This is a genomic window from Chryseobacterium tongliaonense (assembly GCF_041224435.1).
GTDB classification, from domain to species: Bacteria; Bacteroidota; Bacteroidia; order Flavobacteriales; family Weeksellaceae; genus Chryseobacterium; species Chryseobacterium tongliaoense.
In genome coordinates, this window is record NZ_JBGFFD010000007.1 from 86275 (window position 1) to 104745 (window position 18471).

14 protein-coding genes and 1 pseudogene are annotated in these 18471 nt (G+C 36.9%); 6 read left to right on the forward strand and 9 right to left on the reverse strand.

Features of this window, described 5'->3' with window-relative positions:
• Positions 1 to 17: 17 nt before the first annotated feature.
• Together AB8P06_RS14955 and AB8P06_RS14960 are read right to left on the reverse strand one after the other, a co-directional pair.
• A complete protein-coding gene (locus tag AB8P06_RS14955) occupies positions 18 to 3416 on the reverse strand; it encodes a trifunctional glycoside hydrolase family 18/polysaccharide deacetylase/glycosyltransferase family 2 protein (protein WP_369842945.1) in 3399 nt (1132 codons plus the stop codon).
• Between the two features lie 86 nt (positions 3417 to 3502).
• Positions 3503 to 4753 (reverse strand): CinA family nicotinamide mononucleotide deamidase-related protein, encoded by a 1251-nt coding sequence (locus tag AB8P06_RS14960; protein ID WP_369842946.1) that lies wholly within the window; start codon positions 4751 to 4753, stop codon positions 3503 to 3505.
• Between the two features lie 114 nt (positions 4754 to 4867).
• Here AB8P06_RS14960 and AB8P06_RS14965 point away from each other — a divergent pair, with 114 nt between their 5' ends.
• Positions 4868 to 5344, forward strand: coding sequence for a DUF7832 domain-containing protein (locus AB8P06_RS14965; RefSeq protein ID WP_369842948.1), 477 nt, complete (start codon positions 4868 to 4870; stop codon positions 5342 to 5344).
• A gap of 149 nt (positions 5345 to 5493) precedes the next feature.
• Here AB8P06_RS14965 and AB8P06_RS14970 read toward each other — a convergent pair whose 3' ends face one another.
• The 6 genes and pseudogenes from AB8P06_RS14970 to AB8P06_RS14995 form a co-directional block, all read right to left on the reverse strand.
• Positions 5494 to 6036: a lipocalin family protein gene (locus AB8P06_RS14970; protein ID WP_369842950.1), complete on the reverse strand. Its 543-nt coding sequence runs from the start codon at positions 6034 to 6036 to the stop codon at positions 5494 to 5496.
• Positions 6037 to 6107: 71 nt separating this feature from the next.
• The gene (locus AB8P06_RS14975) at positions 6108 to 6842 is read right to left on the reverse strand and encodes a LytR/AlgR family response regulator transcription factor (RefSeq protein WP_369842951.1); all 735 of its coding nucleotides are present in this window, start codon (positions 6840 to 6842) and stop codon (positions 6108 to 6110) included.
• A 35-nt stretch (positions 6843 to 6877) separates the two neighbouring features.
• Positions 6878 to 7597, reverse strand: a complete 720-nt coding sequence (locus AB8P06_RS14980) for a PA3715 family protein (protein ID WP_369842953.1) — start codon at positions 7595 to 7597, stop codon at positions 6878 to 6880.
• A 99-nt stretch (positions 7598 to 7696) separates the two neighbouring features.
• Positions 7697 to 8113 carry a DUF6326 family protein gene (locus AB8P06_RS14985; RefSeq protein WP_369842955.1) on the reverse strand — a complete coding sequence of 139 codons (417 nt, stop codon included), beginning with the start codon at positions 8111 to 8113 and terminating at the stop codon, positions 7697 to 7699.
• A 13-nt stretch (positions 8114 to 8126) separates the two neighbouring features.
• Positions 8127 to 8836 (reverse strand): annotated as a pseudogene (locus AB8P06_RS14990) (DUF4386 domain-containing protein).
• Positions 8837 to 8920: 84 nt separating this feature from the next.
• Entirely contained in the window at positions 8921 to 10660 is a 1740-nt protein-coding gene (locus tag AB8P06_RS14995; protein ID WP_369842956.1) for a tetratricopeptide repeat-containing sensor histidine kinase, read from the reverse strand.
• A gap of 330 nt (positions 10661 to 10990) precedes the next feature.
• Here AB8P06_RS14995 and AB8P06_RS15000 point away from each other — a divergent pair, with 330 nt between their 5' ends.
• The 4 genes from AB8P06_RS15000 (at position 10991) to AB8P06_RS15015 (ending at position 16526) form a co-directional block, all read left to right on the forward strand.
• On the forward strand, positions 10991 to 12742 hold the full coding sequence (locus tag AB8P06_RS15000) for an amidohydrolase family protein (protein WP_369842958.1): 1752 nt from the start codon (positions 10991 to 10993) through the stop codon (positions 12740 to 12742).
• A gap of 146 nt (positions 12743 to 12888) precedes the next feature.
• On the forward strand, positions 12889 to 13563 hold the full coding sequence (locus tag AB8P06_RS15005) for an SIMPL domain-containing protein (protein WP_369842960.1): 675 nt from the start codon (positions 12889 to 12891) through the stop codon (positions 13561 to 13563).
• 153 nt (positions 13564 to 13716) lie between these two features.
• The gene (locus AB8P06_RS15010; RefSeq protein WP_369842962.1) at positions 13717 to 15312 is read left to right on the forward strand and encodes a DUF4139 domain-containing protein; all 1596 of its coding nucleotides are present in this window, start codon (positions 13717 to 13719) and stop codon (positions 15310 to 15312) included.
• 20 nt (positions 15313 to 15332) lie between these two features.
• Positions 15333 to 16526 (forward strand): vWA domain-containing protein, encoded by a 1194-nt coding sequence (locus AB8P06_RS15015; protein WP_369842964.1) that lies wholly within the window; start codon positions 15333 to 15335, stop codon positions 16524 to 16526.
• A gap of 96 nt (positions 16527 to 16622) precedes the next feature.
• Here the strand turns inward: AB8P06_RS15015 and AB8P06_RS15020 are convergent, their stop codons facing one another.
• The gene (locus AB8P06_RS15020; protein ID WP_369842965.1) at positions 16623 to 17828 is read right to left on the reverse strand and encodes an NAD(P)/FAD-dependent oxidoreductase; all 1206 of its coding nucleotides are present in this window, start codon (positions 17826 to 17828) and stop codon (positions 16623 to 16625) included.
• A 215-nt stretch (positions 17829 to 18043) separates the two neighbouring features.
• On the opposite strand from AB8P06_RS15020, the gene AB8P06_RS15025 reads away from it, so the two are divergent.
• Positions 18044 to 18424, forward strand: a complete 381-nt coding sequence (locus tag AB8P06_RS15025) for a SpoIIAA family protein (protein ID WP_369842967.1) — start codon at positions 18044 to 18046, stop codon at positions 18422 to 18424.
• The last annotated feature ends 47 nt before the right edge of the window (positions 18425 to 18471 follow it).

Sequence of the window (18471 nt, forward strand, 5' to 3'; positions counted from 1 at the left end):
ATAAAATTAATAAATATTTAAGACGTTATTACTTCTTTTACATTACCGGTCCTTTTCAGGAATCCCCACGACTGCATTTCGCCTTTCAACGCTTTTCTCAAACTTCTGAATAATACGATGTACATCAGCCATCTGTATCCAAACCGCTGCGGGATAATGTAGAGTAAATTAATTAATTTTTCTCTCTGCATCATGAAGGCTATAATTGCTAAAGAGGCGTCTACCAGAAGGAATAATAAGTAATATGTGAATATTTTCGATCCGTTTCCGGACAGGATTCCAAAAAGCATAAGAAGGTCTGCAAGCGGTGAAAAAAACGGTATAATGTATTGGAATAACAGGATATTCGGCATTGCCCAAAGTCCTAATCCTTTATATTTCGGATTTAAAAAAGTCTGTTTCTGTTTCCAGAACATCTGCATAATTCCGTAGGTCCATCGGAAACGCTGTTTCAAAAACTGATTTACGCTTTCCGGAGCTTCAGTTACCGCTACGGCTCTGTTCTCATTTGCAACGGTATAGCCCTCCCGAAGAATTTTCACTGTAATGTCACAATCTTCGGCTAATGTATCTGATGAATATCCGCCAACCTCATCAATCACTGATTTTTTAAATGCTCCAATCGCTCCAGGAATTACGGTAATCGCATTGATATTCGCATAGGCAAGCCTGTCAAAATTCTGACTTGTCGTATATTCTATGGCCTGCCATTTTGTAAGCCAGTTTACCCGGTTTCCTACTTTTACATTTCCTGCCACGGCTGCAATCTTTTCTTCGGGAGCAGCATTTAAAAACCGGGCAATTAAATGTTGAACGGCATTTTGCTGTAGCTTGGTATCGGCATCAATGCAGACTACATATTCGGCGTCAGTATGGGAAATTCCGAAATTTAAAGCTGTGGCTTTTCCGCCGTTTGATTTTGTAAAAATCTTTAATTTAGGATGGTTTTTAAATTCCGTTTCAGCTTTTTCATAGGTTGAATCCTTACTTCCGTCATCAACTACAATAATGTCAAAATTCGGGTAAGACTGTTTTAATAAATTGTTTAAAGAGGATACAATATTCACTTCTTCATTATAAGCCGGAACGATAATGGAAACTTTCGGATAGGATTCCGGCACCGGAAACTGACCCAATTTTTTCTCTTTTCTTCGTTCTTTTATTGCCCAATAAGCCATTAATATTAATCTTATCAATCCCAATCCGATAAAGATGGTAAAAAGCGCAACCAGAAAACGGCTTATCTCATAAATTACGGTTGCCAGAACCAGATTAAGCTGCATGATATAATAAGATTTTGTTTTAGGGATCCCGGGCATCAGCTCGTTTTTACTTTTATGCAGAATGCTGGCAAGATTCGTAAAATGATAACCCTGTTTCTGTAAAGCCGGAATTAAAATATTGAGTGCTTTAACGGTTTCTTCACGGGTATCTCCGCCGGCATCGTGAAGCAAGATAATATTTCCCCGCTGTTGTTTTATGCCTTCCATCACCCGTTTTACAATTTCATTGGCTTTAATTCCGGGCTGCCAGTCTTCGGGGTCAATACTTTCACCGATGTCAAGATAATTCTGCTGTCTTGCGAGGGCGACCGGAATAATTTCTTCTGAAGTGGTAGGCTCGGAATCCGCATTGTAAGGTGCCCTGAATAAAATGGTACTGTGCCCGGTGACGCATTCTATCAGTAAACGGGTCAGCTTAAGTTCCAGCAAAGCTCTTTCCGGGCTTACTTTGGCTACGTTTTCATGAGTAAAGGTATGATTCCCGATCTCGTGCCCTTCTTTATAAATCCTTTTAACAAGCGGAAGGTTTTTTTCTGCGTTTAAACCAATCAAAAAGAATGCAGCAGGAGCATGGTATTTTGATAAAACATCTAAGATCTGAGGCGTGTACGTTTCATCCGGTCCATCATCAAAAGTCAGCACAAGGTCTTTCTGTGGGGCTTCTCCATATTTTTTCACCTCATAGGAACTGGGATAGGTTGAATAATTTTCATCGGTGATGATCTTTTCTTTAGGATCTATTTCCAGGGCAATTTTACCGTCATGCGGAGTATTCAGGACATCCAGCACTTCACCGTCACCGATATAATCTACCATGGTCTGGCCTTTTACATTTTCAAGGCTTTTCATATTCAGTTTTGATAATCCTGCGAAAGTGAGATCTTTATCGTAAAAGTTCCAGATTCTGCTGTCTTCACTGCCCAGTCTCCAGAGCGCAGTTCCGGCCAGAGGTAATTCGGATGTAAACCTCATGGTATTGAAAATAGAAGCTGCATCATTGAAAAATACGGTATGGGTGTTGTTTTTAAAGTCTTTATAGGAATAATTAAGATTAAAAGTATTGTCGTCGAAATTAATATTGGCTTTGCTGGCACCGGCTTTTGTGATCGCTTCCATATAAGAAACCGAAGAATTATCACCGGTATTGCTGTTCCAGTCGTAGCCGTAAGCTCCCAGTCCGAGAATGATTTTATTCGGAGTGGTTTTTTTCAGGATTTTCTCTGTTTGTGCTTCAATCCATTTTTGAGAAGAAATCGGCCCGGAATCACCCGAAGAAGAATATTCATCATAGGCCATCAGTACAAAATAATCTACAAAGGGATTCAGTTTTTCAATATTATAATCGTCATTATCCGTCATAATATCCATCGTAACCAATAAATTATTTTGTTTGAATGTGGTTGAAAGCTCATTCATAAAAGCAATAAGGTCTTCATCCGAATCCAGGTTCATATCTTCAAAATCGATGTTGATCCCTTTAAAATGAAATTTGATACACTGCTGCGCCACCTTTTGAATAAGCTGGGTTCTTCTGTGTGGATTTTTTAAAACTTCAGCCAGTCCTTCAGCACGGAATTCACGGTCGAAATTATTACTTAAGATAGGCATTGCAGCCACTCCCGTTCTTCTGATCACCTTATATCCTTCAGGATCTATATTGGTTTTAAGGTCACCGGTTTTCGGATCGAGGAAAAACCATTCGGGAAAAACCAGATTGACGTGTTTGATATTTCGTTTTAAAGACATCAGCGACTGCGGATCCCATGCCACATAAAATGCAGAACGGATACCACCCGGAAACTGGGCCCAGTTCCTGTTTTGATTTTGAAGTCTTTCGGCTCTCGCCTTTTCAATTTTGGAAAGATTGGTATGAATCGTCTTTTCTGAAATAAAGCTTCTGAAACCTTTGTATTCTTTTGAAATTTTATTCTCCTGAAGATAAGGTTTTGCTGCAGTAATCACAGCTTTATAATCTTCTTTGAAGGGTATTTTCGGACTCTTGTCCAGCTTCATCATTACGCCCAGTGCCAGAAAAAGAAGCACTGCAATAAAGATAAAAACCCGTGAGCTCCACTGTACGTTTCTCCAGCGTTTTTTGTTATTGGTTTGAAAAATCTGTTTTGAGTTTTCCACGTCTTGTTATTTTTGAATTGAATTTCAAAAAGCGTGAAAAACCGTATAAAAATTAATTAAAAAAAAATTAAAAAATCTACTGAGCTTTAGCCATTTACCAATATCCCTACCAGATCCTGAATAATCTTCTGGGAAACAAAATAGATAAAATCCTGTCTTTCTAAATGAGGCATGTACAATTTGAATGACTGTTCCTGATCCTTAATCCTGATCGTATAAAAAACAGTTCCTACTTCTTTTCCGTCCTCTCCTTTCCCCGGACCAGCAACCCCTGTTGTAGACAGAGAAATATCAGTATCAAATAATTGCTGGCAGCCTCTTGCCATTTCCTGAGCCACCTGTTCGCTTACTACGGTGTACTGGTCTACCGTATTTTCAGAAACTTTTAATATTTCAATTTTCTTTTCTGTGGCATAAGGCACAATTCCGCCCATAAAATATTTTGAACTCCCGGAATTTGAAGTGATCAGTCTTGCCAATTCTCCGCCCGTACAGCTTTCCGCCGTAGAAATCGTCATTTTTCTTTCACCCAGTAATTCTCCAAGAATTTTTTCAATTTTATCTTCCGTGGTCGCAATAATACGGTCGCCGATGATAGGAAACAGCTTTTGAATTTCTTCTTCAAGCTGCTGTTGCAAAACCGTTTCGTTATCTCCGGTTGCCGTTAATCGCAACTTAACACGGGTACCGATCGGTAAATAAGATAATGCTAGATTTTCAGGCAGGGCAAGCTCCCAGTTTTCAATCATATCCGCTAAGATACTTTCAGGAATTCCTACTACCGAAACTATTCTTGTAGCAATATAATTCAGATTAAAATGATTTTTTAAATAAGGAACGATCTGATCTTTAATGAGTGGTTTTACTTCGTAAGGAACTCCCGGGAGACTGAAACTTAATTTACCATTCAACTCCATCATCATGCACGGTGCCGTTCCGTACTGGTTCTGAAAAACCGTAGATTTTGAAGGGACAAAAGCCTGTTCCCTGTTTCTTTCAAGGATATCAAGACGACCACGTCTTTCCATATACCCTTTAAGGTGTTCAAAGGTTGGTTCATCCAAAGCAATTTCATCATTGAAAAATTCGGCAAGTGCTTTTTTGGTTTTATCATCTCTGGTAGGGCCCAGTCCGCCGGTTGTGATTACCAGGTCCCCTATTTCAAAAGCAGACTGTAATGTATTTTTGATGATTTCAATTTCATCTGAGATCGTAAAAATCTGAGAAACTTTGATGCCTATATTTTTAAGTTCAGTAGCAATAAAATTAGAATTGGTATCCACCGTGTTTCCGGAAAGGATTTCATCACCGATGGTAATAAGAACAGCATTTTCCATATGTTAATCTTCGAAAAATTTTCTATACAAATGACGGAAAATTCTGCATGACCGACAATATAAATTGATTTTTTCTATTTTTGAAGGGAATTGTTTAAAACTATAATTAAAGTTATGTCTAAATATGATGATGCTTCATGGCATTATGGTGGTGATTTTCCGGAAGAACTTCCTCAAAAAAACAGTGCAACACATACAGGAATGTTTCTGAACTGGTGCATCAACAATGATTTGATTTCTGAAGAACTGAAAGAAGATGCCGGAGAAGAAATTGAAAAATTAAAGCGGAGAGAAATCACAGGTGCAGAATTTATAATGGATTCAATGGATGGAAAATTTTCCGAATATGATCTAAGTGATATGGGAAATGCCTTCGCAAAAGATTATTATGCAGATGATACAGATTTCGGGAATAAATTCAGTTCATTTGCTGATGATTATGTCAATCTTTTTGACGCTAAAGCCGAAGAAAATGATTATGAATATGAAACTTTTTATCATATTGAAGACACTTACGAAAACTATGATCTGATGAAACAGCTTATTGCTCACCGTTTTGAAGAATGGAAAGCATATAAAAGCCTGAATTAAATCATACAATAATAATCAATATCAATGTGAAAATTGTATGATGGGAATTCCCCTCCTTCGGAGGGGAGTCAAAAATTCTTAAGAATTTTTGACGGGGTGGTTTTCAGCAGGATAATTATCCAAGAACGGTTACCTCGAAATATTCAAAATTACTGATAATGCCTTACCCAGATCAATTCATCCGTATTATAACCGATTTTCTTTGCTTTTTCTAAAAATCTTTGTCTTATGCTTTCAGGGATTGTGGTAGTACGGGAAAGAATCCATAGGTATTTTAAACTGTTTCCGGCCACAAGAGCATACTGGTAATCTTCATCGATATCAATCACGTTATAACCCGCCCAGATCGGTTTAAAGAAAGACACTTTCAGCCGGGCCTCTGTTTTATCTTTTACAAACCGGGCCTCACCTATGGATTCTTTCCATTCTTTTTTGACGTAATTGTATCCTTTATTATCAACACGGATCGTTCCGTTTGGATTCTGAGAATAGGTAGCGGTAACATTATCCATATCTTTCTCAAATTTGTAATCGAATCTGGCGATTTCGTACCACCTTCCTAAATATTTTTCCGGGTTGAAATGAGCTACAGCCACTGCACCTTTGGGAATTCCCACCGAAAAGGAATTAAAAACTACTAACCCCAAAATACCCAACGAGACGGGAATGGCAACTTTCTGAAAATTTTTCATAATAAGATCCGTTTGTGGTTACTATGAAAAGTTCAAAAATAATGCCTTTAGGCTGTTAATAAACGATAATTCTAAGAGAAAACTTTCAGGAAAGCATCTTTAAATGTCCCTGAAACTTCAATCTCCACCTCATCGGCAAGCATTACCGTACCGCTTTTATGGTAAGATTTCACATAGTTGGTATTGATTATATGAGAACGGTGTACCCTCACAAAAGGAACTTCCAGCAAGTCATCAAAATGTTTTAAAAACCTACAGACCATTTTCTTTGAGCCATTGGTAAGATAAACCTGTGTAAAATTCCCATCTGCCTGCAATCTCATGATATCTTCGGTTTTTACTACATCAAACCCCTGTAAAGTCGGCAGGATAAGCTGTTGCTTTTCAGGTTTTAATTTAAGATTCTCCAGTAAAATTTTATTCCGGTTGAGCTCTTCATTTTTTTCAATACTCTCGGAAACTTTATTCACTGCCAGAATAAGCTCCTGTATATCGATCGGTTTCAGAATATAATAACTCGCCGATTTATTGAGTGCCTGCAAAGAATACTGGGAAAATGCAGTAATAAAAATGGTTTCGTAAGAATAATCCCTGGTAGCTTCCAACACATCAAAAGCATTTCCATAAGGCATTTCCACATCCAGAAAAACCAGCTGAGGCTGCTTCTCAACTATTAACGGAACCGCTTCTTTTATATTTTCAGCTTCTCCGAGGATTTCAACCTGAGGGCAGTATTTTGTGAGATAGCTTCTGAGAACCTCTCTTGCGATAATTTCGTCGTCTACGATTACAGCTTTTATTTTCATTTTTTTAAGTTATAGGGATCAGTGAAAGGGAAATACTATTGATATGTTCCGTTTTTTAATTTTAAAATGTGGTACAAGGTTTTTGAAGTTTCGTTTTCTTTGCAGTCTCCGTTTAACTCTTCGGATCTTATAGCAACAAATATGGTTTTGATCTTAAGATCTGTGAAGTTATTCGTCTTTGCTTTGTCCAGTATTATCACTGAATGATGATCCTGAAATTCACCTAAGCATCTGGTATCCCATTCTCCACTGTGAGAATTCAATTCAAATGTATTTAAAATTTTTTTGAGGGTCTTGCCTGCAGGATAGTACAATGAAACCGTTTCTGAGGAATAGGGATTGGGCTGGCTGCCATTGGCAACACTTATATTTACACCAAAAGCACGGATACCATTGCCAACATTGTATAATCCGGTGTCTATGGTAATACTTCTCAGCATCACGGCATCGGAAGTGATTTCCACCGGATCAAAATACTGGTTTTTGATTTCTCCGTTTCCGTTTGTGATCACAATATAATTCCGGACCACAAAAAAGTCTTCTTCAACCCTGCCCTGCAGAATGGGAAGAACAGCAATATATGAATCTGCTGCATTCGGCATTTTCTTTTCGGTACAGAATTCCTCTTTGATCCTGGTTTTGTCAAGTTTTAAACTTTTTACGATCTTATCAAACCTACTGATATTGATCTCCTGCCCATGTAAGATTCCTGTCCATAAGAATATCAGTAGTCCTGTAAATAAATGCTTGTTCATTTTCAATATAACCCGGAAAATATCCGGTATTAAAGTAAAAATAAAAAATATTTAGCTTACCGTGCAATTTTGAGTCGTAAAACTCAAATTCTCCCTTCCCTATACCCTTTTCCATTTCCATGCATAGATTACAATAAGTATGGTTAGCAGGCTTTCCAGCAGAGCCAGGAAGACATAAAATGCACGCCACGCAGTAAGGGAAGTCACGGCTATGGGTAACATGACGGTGGTAAAAAATATTCCTAAAACAATATTAAGTACTCTGTTGATCTTCGGTTTTAAAATAAGGGAAAGAAAGACCATCACCGCAGGCAGTGACAGTGCAAATGCTGCAATGAACAGTTTGGTAGGTGTATCCAGCAGATTCGTTCCTTCTACCAATCCTTTTGCTTTATGAGGTACATACAATTCAAAATAATCTCCGTAGAGATAACATAGTGTGACAGCGACCCAAAGTCCTGAAAGTATAATTTTGATATTGACTTTCACATCTTCAAATTTTGTAAAACTATTCATTTGTTAAGCTTTTTTAATTATTTTTTTCGAGAGATCTTTTATTTTTTTTCCTCACTCCAACTATCAACAACCATAAACATATGCCGATTTCACCTATGGAAGCAGGAAGTGTTATGTAACGCGAAACAGCAAAATCAGAAAAGTCAGGAATGATGGTTCTTCCCAATACATTAAGTACATATCCTGCACACCCCAACATTAAAAACACACCTAAAATTTTGGGCAGAAAATCGGATCTATATACCAGATATCCAAATGGCAAAAGCCAGAGTCCCCAAAAGATCTGAGTAATTAAAATTCCTTTATTGTAAATAGTCAGCAGAAACATCACCTGCGAATGCAGCTGTTCTGTATTAAACGACTTTAAATATTCGGCTCCTTCAACGATAGTGAGAACAGAAAATTTATTTTGCAGATTATAAACGAAACAGGAACACTGATCAGTGCCAGAACAACCATCAGTTTTGCGTAGGTTCCATTAACATCTTTCAATAATTTGTAGAGTACTAAGGGAAGTAGTGTAAATGCAATATAACAGATCATACTTCCGGCAATACTTAATCTGAAAAGCTGAGATGAGGAAGAAATATTCTGAAAAGTAAGCGCAGGGTTTTCCTGTACTATAAGCTTTGAAGGCACATACATTAAACTGAAAAGTCCTGTCAATACGACAACAAGATAAAGAAGTCCTGCCAGCCGGGCTGTTTTGTTTTCAATGGTCATCTGTTTATTTTTATCTAATAAGACGACACTGTTCTTAATTTGTTACAACACAGCGAAATACATAAATAAAAACCCAAAATCCTTTTAAGTATTGATATGTCTGTAGCTAATCTCTACAATAACTCCCGGTTCATCCTTTTTATCCGTGACTTTACACTGAATCTCCTGGTGGTACAGGTCATTCAGCAGCTTAATTCTTTCAAGTGTATTTTTCATACCTCGGCCTTCTCTCGCCTTCTGATGTTGCGTTTTCTGTTTTTTACTTTCTTCAATTCCGATTCCGTTATCTTCAATGGTAATTTTCAACTGCTCATCATTTTTTTCGAAATTCAGTTTCAGGAATCCTTTATCTTCCCTGTATCTTAATCCGTGCCAGACTGCATTTTCCAAAAACGGCTGCACCAGCATTCCCGGAACCTGCAGGTTTTGCATGCTCAGATTTTCATCAACATTAATTTCATAATCAAATTTATCTGCAAAACGCGTTTTTTCGAGGGCGAGATAATTCTGCAGTAAATCCAGCTCCTGCTGAAACGGAATAAAATCTTCGGTGGAATTTTCCATGACACCGCGCATCAGCTTTGAAAATCTGGTTAAATACTGATTGGCTTCGAGCTCATTATTCGTGGCAATAAAATGATTGACACTATTTAAACTGTTAAAGATAAAATGCGGATTCATCTCTCTACGCAGCGACTGCAAAGCAATTTTTTTATTTTTGATCTGAACTTTTCTCAATGTCAGAAAAATAAATATGATTAATCCCAGTAATACAACCAAAGCTACGATCAGGCTGTAATTAAACACATTTTTCTTTCGGATAAGCTCATCTTTCAACTCTCTTTCTTTTTCCAGCTGTACAATTCTTTGTTCGGTATCTTCAAGGATTTTATTATCAACCAGGCTTCTGTCTTTGGCGACAAGACCCGGCAGTTTTCCCAGAAAATCACGATACAGTTTTACAGAAGCATTGGTATCATCGGAAACATTATAAAGGCTGTCCAGTTTTTTCACACTTTTCTGTGCTTCCAGCGTGTGTCCTTTTTCTATGGCTAAACTATAGGATTTTTTCAACAGGTCAACAGCTTCTCCGGTATCATTTTTCTTAATATAAATATCAGCCAGCTCCTGAATCTGCTCAACTTCTTCCTGTGAATTACTCTTTACGAAATCTTCCTTCAGTACATTTTTCTTTGCCTCAATGGCTTTATCATAATTCTTATTTCCGACATAAAAATTGGTCAGCTTTTGATTGATCTCCAAGGCTTGTTGTGGTGCCTGCTCTTTGGATAATTTATATGCATTATTCAGGTTTTCTTCGGCTTTCGGAATATCTTTCTGCTCTATATAGACATCTGCCATCTGGCTGTAGCTCGTTGCCAGCTCTTCTTTTTCATCTCCTTTCCTGCTCAGGTCTATATTACTTTGTATTGCTTCTGCTTTTAGTTCGGGAGAAGATGAAGAAAGCCTCGCCGCATCATTAGAGTTGACAGCTTTGGTTCTTGGAGAATAATTTACTTCTGCCGCCCTGCTGTAGTTGCTAATGGCCGGCGTTATTTTATTCTGCTTTTCCTGGGATTGAGCCAGCTTCCGACTTACTTTTTCAATATTGGATTTATCGTTAAGCTGCTCGTAGATTGTTTTAGCCTTCGTAAAATATTCCTCACTTTTTGGAAAATTCCCGCTGTTGAAAAAGGTTTCTCCGATGTTATAGTAGGAATCAGCCTGCGCAGACGGGTCTTTATTATCAACTGCCTTTCTAAGCTTTTTACTCTGAACCTGAACTTCCTGCGCCACATTATTATTGACTTGAGAATAGAGCATATTCCCAAAACAGATCAAAAAAAGAAACACAAAAAGTTGTAGCATTTTCATAAAACAAAGATATACATATATATAGTTTGCCAAAAACTATTCACCAAGTGAAATCACGTACTCACCAAGTTAACCGTTTTAAACTTTTGTTCCGTGGTTAAGTTTGTATCGGATTTAAATTTAAAAATCCGAAAGATCGAAATTCAGTATCTATTGAATTTTAGGGTAAAATATGACATCAAAAAAACAGACAGCCTGATTATATTCTCTCTCATGGAAATCTTATAACAATCTTAGGTGGCTGTTTCATTATATTTGATGAAAGAATAAACAAAACTCATGAAAAGATTTTACCTGTTGTTTTTGATCTGCTTTTTAGTCCATAAGATTGATGCGCAGACTTACATTCAGAACGTAACGGTGGTTGATGTGGTGAATAAGAAACTGATCCCGGACCAAACAGTAGTGATCAGTCAAAACACTATTTCGGATATTAAACCGGCGAAAAAAATAAAAATTCCCCAGAATGCAAATATCATTAACGGAAACGGGAAATTCCTGATGCCGGGAATGACAGATGCCCATGTTCATTTTTTTCAGAGCGGAGGCTTGTATGCAAGACCGGACGCGCTGGATCTGAGAAAACATATACCTTATGATAAAGAAATCAATTGGGTTCATCAGAATATGGAAGATTTTCTGCAACGTTATCTTAAAAGCGGAATCACTTCTGTGATTGATGTAGGGGCAACCTATAATTTTCTTGCACTCAGGGATTCATTTTCAAAGAAAACCAATTTACCGTCTGTATATATGACCGGCCCTCTTATCACAACCTATGAGCCTGAAGTGTTTAAAAATCTTGATAAGAATGAACCTTTCAAACTGGTTGCATCCGCTGAAGAAGCCAGAAAATACGTGCAGGAACAGCTTCCCTATAAACCTGACTTTATCAAAATATGGTATATCGTAATGGCCAGTCCAAAAGAAATGGAAGCTGCCGCAAAAAAATATGAACCCATTGTAAAAACCATCATTGAGGAAGCCCATAAAAACAATTTAAAAGTTGCAGTACACGCTACAGAAAGAATCACGGCACAAATTGCAGTACAAAACGGCGCCGATTTTCTGGTACATGATGTAGAAGATGAGGTTGTTCCTGATAGCTTTGTAAAACTTTTAAAGGATAAAAAAGTAGTTTTGAGCCCTACCCTTACGGTGGCCGACAATTATTATAAAACATACGCACAGAAAAACAATTACAACAGCTATGAGCTGGAAAATGCAAATCCGAAGGCCATCGGATCAATGTATGATCTGAAACACTTATCCGGTTCTGCAGATTCACTGATGATCAATAAGCTCAAAAAACGTTTTAATCTGCCGCAAATAAATACCCAGATCGGAAAAACAGATTCCATCAGGTATGTGAACCTTAAAAAACTGTCAGACGGAGGAGTAACGATTGCCGTCGGAACAGATGCCGGAAATATCGGTACACAACATGCAACTTCTTTTATTGCAGAACTTAAAGCAATGAAGGAAAGCGGAATGAGCAACTGGCAGGTTTTACAGTCGGCAACCATCAATCCTGCTAAGATCTTTAACAAAGAAAATTCTTCAGGAAGCATTGCCATCGGAAAAATTGCAGATCTTGTTTTATTGAATTCAAATCCTGTTGAAAATTTAGATAATCTTACCCAAATCGATATGGTATTTAAAAACGGGAAGCCTACCGCATCGGATAAAATCGTTAAAATAACTCCTGAAAGTCTTGTACAGCAGCAGGTAAATGGTTACAATGCAAGAAATATCGATGCCTTTCTTGAACCTTATGCAGAAGACGTGGAAGTTTATACTTTCCCTAATAAACTATTAAGTAAGGGAAAAGAGGCAATGAGAAAAGATTATAGCAGAATATTTGAAAGAATGCCTGATCTGCACTGTGAAATCACCAACAGGATCATTAATGGTAATTTTGTGATTGATAAAGAAAGTGTTTCAGGGATGAGAAAATCCGTGAAAGTGGAAGCAACCGCCATTTATGAAATAAAAAACGACAAAATATCAAAAGTTTATTTTATTCAGTAAGCTTTAAAATACAGGTTTAAAAGGCAACTCTTACGGGTTGCCTTTTTTTGTTCCGCTTCACCAAGTCAAATCCTCATTTCACCAAGTCTCGGGATTTCCGGTTCCGGATCCGGCTAATTTTACATCAGAATTTAAAACCAGAAATTATGAAATTGAGACATTTTTTATTGATCGGAATCTTTACCGCAGGAAGTTTTATCAACGCACAGGAAGTAAAGAAGAATGCAATTGAAGTAACAGGAGTTGCCGAAATGGAAGTAGAACCGGATGAAATCATCTTTAATATAGGAATCAAAGCCGACAACAAAAATGAGCTGGCCGATAATGAAAAGAAATTATTCGAGACTTTAAAAAATAACGGGGTGAAAAATGAAGACATCAAATTCAAATCGATGTATCAGAATCTGTATTCAAAGACCACCAGGTTTACCAAAAGTTTTCAGTTTAAAATCAATGCCAAAACCAATGTCAGCAAGCTATTTGAAGACCTGAACCAAAAATGGGTAAGCAATATCAATATTGCCGAGATCAAGAACACAAAAATCGCAGAGTTTAAAAAGACCGTTAAAATACAGGCCTTAAAAGCAGCGAAAGAAAAGGCCGATTATTTACTGGAGAGCATGGGTAAAAAAGCAGGAAACCCTCTGGAAATTGTAGAAATAGAAGATTACACAAGTGATACCGTGATCCCTGTGGCCGCCTATGCAAGAAAGTTAAGCAATGTACAGATGGAAGCCGATGCATCACCCGATTTTTCTTTTGATAATATTGAAAACATCAAATTGAAATACAGCATTAAGACCAGATATGAAATTCTGTAGAAACCAGATTAAAAAAGGCAGTTCGCAAGAGCTGTCTTTTTTTATTTCTTCATAAAAACAACTCACCAAGTCAAACTTCGCTTTCACCAAGTCTTCCCGTTTTGAGGCTGAAATAGAGATAATTTTATTCCAGGAATTAAAAAATAATAAGCTATGAAATACTTTTTAATCATACTGACCTTTTCCGTTTCGTTTTTCAAATCACAGGAACTCAAAAAGGAAATTAATGTAAAGCAGGCCACTCTTTTTCTTCAGGGTGCAAAGGTTTTCGGAAGCACCTATGTCACCTTACAAAAAGGGAAAAATACGGTAAGAATTATCAATCTTCCGAATGATATTGATGAAAACACGTATAAAATTAACCTTGAAAAAAATACAACCCTTCTTTCGATTACCCCACAAAACAATTTTCTGAAAACTGATGAACTTTCTGAAAGTGAGAAAAAACTGGAGGATGAAAGAAAAAAACTGCAGCGACAGGTGAATCTCCTGAATATTCAGATTAAAAACTTAACCGGTGAACAAAGTATTATTAATGATAATCTCAAAGTTTCAACCAATGACAAATCCACACCTCAGGAACAGCTCATCAAACTGACAGAGTTTTACAGAAAAAGAATGCTTGAAATTGATAATCAGGTCTTTTTGCTGAACGAACAGAAAGGTGTTCTGGATGAAAGTATTGCAAAAATCAATAAGCAATTCACAGAAGAACAGACCCATAAAAATCAGAATAAAAAAGAACTCCTTCTTGAAATTCTTGCTGACCATGAAATGAATTTAAACCTGGGAATCAGTTATATTGTTTCCAATGCAGGATGGGTTCCTTCTTATGACCTGAGAGCGGAATCTACAAAAAAACCTTTTGAAATTGTATACAAAGGAAAAATATACCAGAAAACAGGTCAGGACTGGACAGATGTAAAACTGTTTGTCTCTACCTATAAACCATCTTATAACCAGAACAGGCCTATTCTGGCTCCATTATATGTCGCGGAATATACCGCTTACGATTCACAGAAAGAACTTGCAGATTATTCCGTGAAAGCAAAAACAGCAACCACTAATGCTTACCAGATGCGTGAAGAAGCTGTTGTACAAAGCCAGATTCCTGTGGCTACGGTTTCTGACAACCAGATGAATGTGATGTATGAGCTGAAGTTTAATCAGACTATTATGAGCCAGGAAAAAGAACAGTATGTGATTCTTGATAAAAAAGAAGTGAATGCAACTTATAAGTACCACACAGTTCCCAAGCTCAACAACCAGGTTTTCCTGATGGCATTTGTGAAAAACTGGCAGAATCTTAATCTGATTTCCGGCGAAGCCAATATTTATTTTGAAGATAATTATATAGGCAAAACCCATATCACAAACAATTATGTAAAAGATGAATTCCCGATTTCTCTTGGTGTAGATGAAAGAATTACCGTCAAAAGAATAAAGCTTGAAGATAAAACGACCCAGAAAACATTCAATGCCAATAAATGGGAAACAGAGTCTTATCAGATCAGCATCAGAAACAATACTAAAGAAAATATTGAACTTGAAATCCTGGATCAGCTTCCGATCAGTGAGAATTCTAAAATTTCAGTAAAAGCCCTGGAAACCGGCGATGGAAATTTTGATGAAAAAACAGGAAGCATTCTCTGGAACAGAAAAATCAGCAGCGGAAGTTCAGAAAAAATAAACTTCTCTTATGAAGTGAAATATCCGAAAGAAATGCAGATCCAATATTATAGCCGATAACCTTATTAAAAATATAAATAATGACAACTTTTAAAATTTTAACATTAGCCACAGGTGTAGCTTTTTTGAGCTCAAACAGCCTGTCAGATTTTCGATGTGTCAACCAGAATTCAACCGTAAAAGCATCGACGGAAAACAATTCTCCGGTTCCGGCAAACCAGCAGACAGTTAAAGAAAATAAGATTCAGGTAGCTCTTCTGCTCGATACTTCAAACAGTATGGATGGATTGATTGACCAGGCAAAATCCAGACTCTGGAATATCGTGAATACCCTGACCACCTTAAAATATAACGGACAGTCCCCACAGATAGAAATTGCCCTTTACGAATATGGTAATGACGGACTGAATGATGAAAATTATATCAGACAGGTGACTCCACTCACGCAGGATCTCGATTTGGTTTCAGAAAAACTTTTTGCCTTACGTACCAACGGCGGAAGTGAATATTGCGGTGCCGTAATCCGGGATGCATCGATGAATCTGAACTGGGACGCCAATGAAAAAAGCATGAAACTCATTTATATCGCGGGGAATGAACCTTTCAATCAGGGAAGAATCGATTATAAAGATGTTATTACAAAAGCCAGAAATAAAAATATTTATACCAATACCATTTTCTGCGGCGACAGAAATGAAGGTATTCAAACCTCATGGCAAAACGGAGCAAGTCTGGGCAATGGAAAATACTTCAATATCGACAGCGACAGAAAAGTGATTTATATTGAAACTCCTTATGATGTAAGGATCTCAGATTATAACACCAGATTAAATGATACCTACATTTATTACGGAAGCAAAGGCTCCGAATACAAAAGTAAACAGATCATGCAGGATAAAAATGCAGAGGTACAGTCTGTTTCCAATGCTGTGGAAAGAACGGTTGCCAAATCCAGGAAAAATGCCTACAAAAATGAACACTGGGATCTGGTAGACAGGGCAGAAAAAGATGCAGACTTCATTACTTCCGTTAAAGAAGATGAACTTCCTGCAGAGCTGAAAGGTAAAACTAAAGAACAGATTAAAAAAGCCATAGCCGTAAAATCTGCAGAGCGTGAGAAAATCCAGAAAGATATTGAAGACCTTTCTAAAAAACGCAAGGATTATATTGATGATGAAATGAAAAAACGGGGAAGCTCGGATTCCGATGATCTCGGAAAAGCAATTGAAAAATCAATTTTAGAATTGGCTAAGAAGAATGGGTATAGTAATTAATATTAAATATAAGCATGGTGACTTCGAGAGTCTCAGCCATCATGCTTATATCAGTGTTCTCTTTATCGGTGGCTGAGGCCCTCGAAGCACCAATATTTACCTTCCGAATTTAAAATATCTTGATAACGGATGTTTTTTATTTTTCATAAACAGGGAAGCCATTTCCATTCCTGTGACGGAAAAAGTAATTCCGTTTCCTCCAAAGCCCAGTACGAAATAAGAATTTTTAAACTTCTCATGTTCCCCGATATAAGGCAAACCGTCTTTCGTTTCTCCAAACGTTCCGGCCCAGACAAAATCTGTGTAAAAATGATAATCCGGTTTTATTTTTTTCAAAACTTTCAGAATCTCTTTTTCCTTTTTATTAAGGAGTGCATCCCGTTTTCCGGCGTTTGAAAAATCTTCATCACCACCGCCTATCAGCAACCTGCCGTCATCTGTGGTTCTCATATACATATACGGCTCATCGGTGTTCCAGACTAAGGTATTGGCTATGTTTTTAAATTTGGTATCATCAATTTCAGAAACAACAGCATAAGTACTTTTCAGATCAACAAAATTTTCTTTGATCAGTGTTTTGCTTTCGTAACCGATACAATAGATTACTTTTTTTGCTTTAATGAGAGGACCGTTTGTTGTTTTCACCAGATTGTATCCTTTATGATATTCTACAGATTCCATTTCTGTCTTATCAAAAATTTTCAGTCCTTTTTTATGATTAAATTCCAGCAGTTCATGCACAAATTTAAAAGCATCAATACTTGCGCCCTGCTCTGATACAATACCGCCAAAAGTATTTTCAAACCCGAATGTATTGAGAATCTGATCCGGCTCCAGCCATTTTACTTCAAATCCGGCTTTTTCCCTGGCTTCAAATTCTTTTTTCAGCCATGACACATCTTTCTTTTTTGAAGCAAAATACAATGATTTTTTTCTTTTAAATCCCGTTTTTGACTTTATTTTTTTCGTTAAACTTTCAAGAATATTGATGGATTCAGAACATGCTTTATAACTTTCAACAGCCCCTTTTTCTCCAATCTTTCCGATCAGTTCATACAATGGAACATCTATTTCATACTGCAGCATGGATGTTGTGGCTGACGTGCTGCCGTTGCCTATTTCCCTTTTATCAATCAGAATTGAAGTATACCCATCCTGTATCATTTGATGGGCTATTAAGCTGCCGGTAATTCCACCTCCTATAATGAGAACATCGCATTCCTGATCAGATTTTAAGGAAGGATATGAAGACATCAATCCATTCTTTAAAAGCCAAAACGGTTCATTAGATTTCAGATTCATATTAATATTTTAACTAAAATACTAATAACTTCTGTGATATTATCAACGAAGATGATCAATTTATTCAAATTAAAATAATTCATCATATTCTTAATTAATATTAATATTCTACATAAAAACAAAAACATTTATATATTTTTTAACAATTTTCAAGCTATTTACGGTGTAATTATTGTAGTGTGAATTAAAATCAACCCACATTAAAATATTATATTATGATAACGATTATTCCGGAAGCACCTGAAAATGTTGCAGCATTTAATGCCACAGGAGAAGTAACGAAAGAAGATTTTGAAAACCTGGTAATTCCCTACGTAAAAAAGAAAGTTGATGAGTTTGAGGAGCTTAATTATTTATTATACCTCGATACGGATCTGAGTAATTTTACTGCGGGAGCATGGTTACAGGATTTACTTTTAGGCTTGAAAAATTTAACGAAGTGGAACAGAACAGCCATTGTAACCGATAAGGAAGGGGTGCAAAACTTTACTGATATTTTCAGTGTCTTAATGCCTGGTGAATTCAAATCTTTTCCTAAAGAAAATCTTTACAATGCTCTTTACTGGTGTAAAAACGGCAATGAAGTAGAAGCTTAAAACAGTACCATCTGATTTTTCTTACTGAACTGATGCAAAAGCACGAA

Bases quoted from the DNA above. Each gene is read 5' to 3' on its own strand.
- AB8P06_RS14960 (WP_369842946.1), bottom strand. From the start codon at position 4,753: ATGGAAAATGCTGTTCTTATTACCATCGGTGATGAAATCCTTTCCGGA.
- AB8P06_RS14965 (WP_369842948.1), top strand. From the start codon at position 4,868: ATGTCTAAATATGATGATGCTTCATGGCATTATGGTGGTGATTTTCCG.
- AB8P06_RS14970 (WP_369842950.1), bottom strand. From the start codon at position 6,036: ATGAAAAATTTTCAGAAAGTTGCCATTCCCGTCTCGTTGGGTATTTTG.
- AB8P06_RS14975 (WP_369842951.1), bottom strand. From the start codon at position 6,842: ATGAAAATAAAAGCTGTAATCGTAGACGACGAAATTATCGCAAGAGAG.
- AB8P06_RS14980 (WP_369842953.1), bottom strand. From the start codon at position 7,597: ATGAACAAGCATTTATTTACAGGACTACTGATATTCTTATGGACAGGA.
- AB8P06_RS14985 (WP_369842955.1), bottom strand. From the start codon at position 8,113: ATGAATAGTTTTACAAAATTTGAAGATGTGAAAGTCAATATCAAAATT.
- AB8P06_RS14995 (WP_369842956.1), bottom strand. From the start codon at position 10,660: ATGCTCTATTCTCAAGTCAATAATAATGTGGCGCAGGAAGTTCAGGTT.
- AB8P06_RS15000 (WP_369842958.1), top strand. From the start codon at position 10,991: ATGAAAAGATTTTACCTGTTGTTTTTGATCTGCTTTTTAGTCCATAAG.
- AB8P06_RS15005 (WP_369842960.1), top strand. From the start codon at position 12,889: ATGAAATTGAGACATTTTTTATTGATCGGAATCTTTACCGCAGGAAGT.
- AB8P06_RS15010 (WP_369842962.1), top strand. From the start codon at position 13,717: ATGAAATACTTTTTAATCATACTGACCTTTTCCGTTTCGTTTTTCAAA.
- AB8P06_RS15015 (WP_369842964.1), top strand. From the start codon at position 15,333: ATGACAACTTTTAAAATTTTAACATTAGCCACAGGTGTAGCTTTTTTG.
- AB8P06_RS15020 (WP_369842965.1), bottom strand. From the start codon at position 17,828: ATGAATCTGAAATCTAATGAACCGTTTTGGCTTTTAAAGAATGGATTG.
- AB8P06_RS15025 (WP_369842967.1), top strand. From the start codon at position 18,044: ATGATAACGATTATTCCGGAAGCACCTGAAAATGTTGCAGCATTTAAT.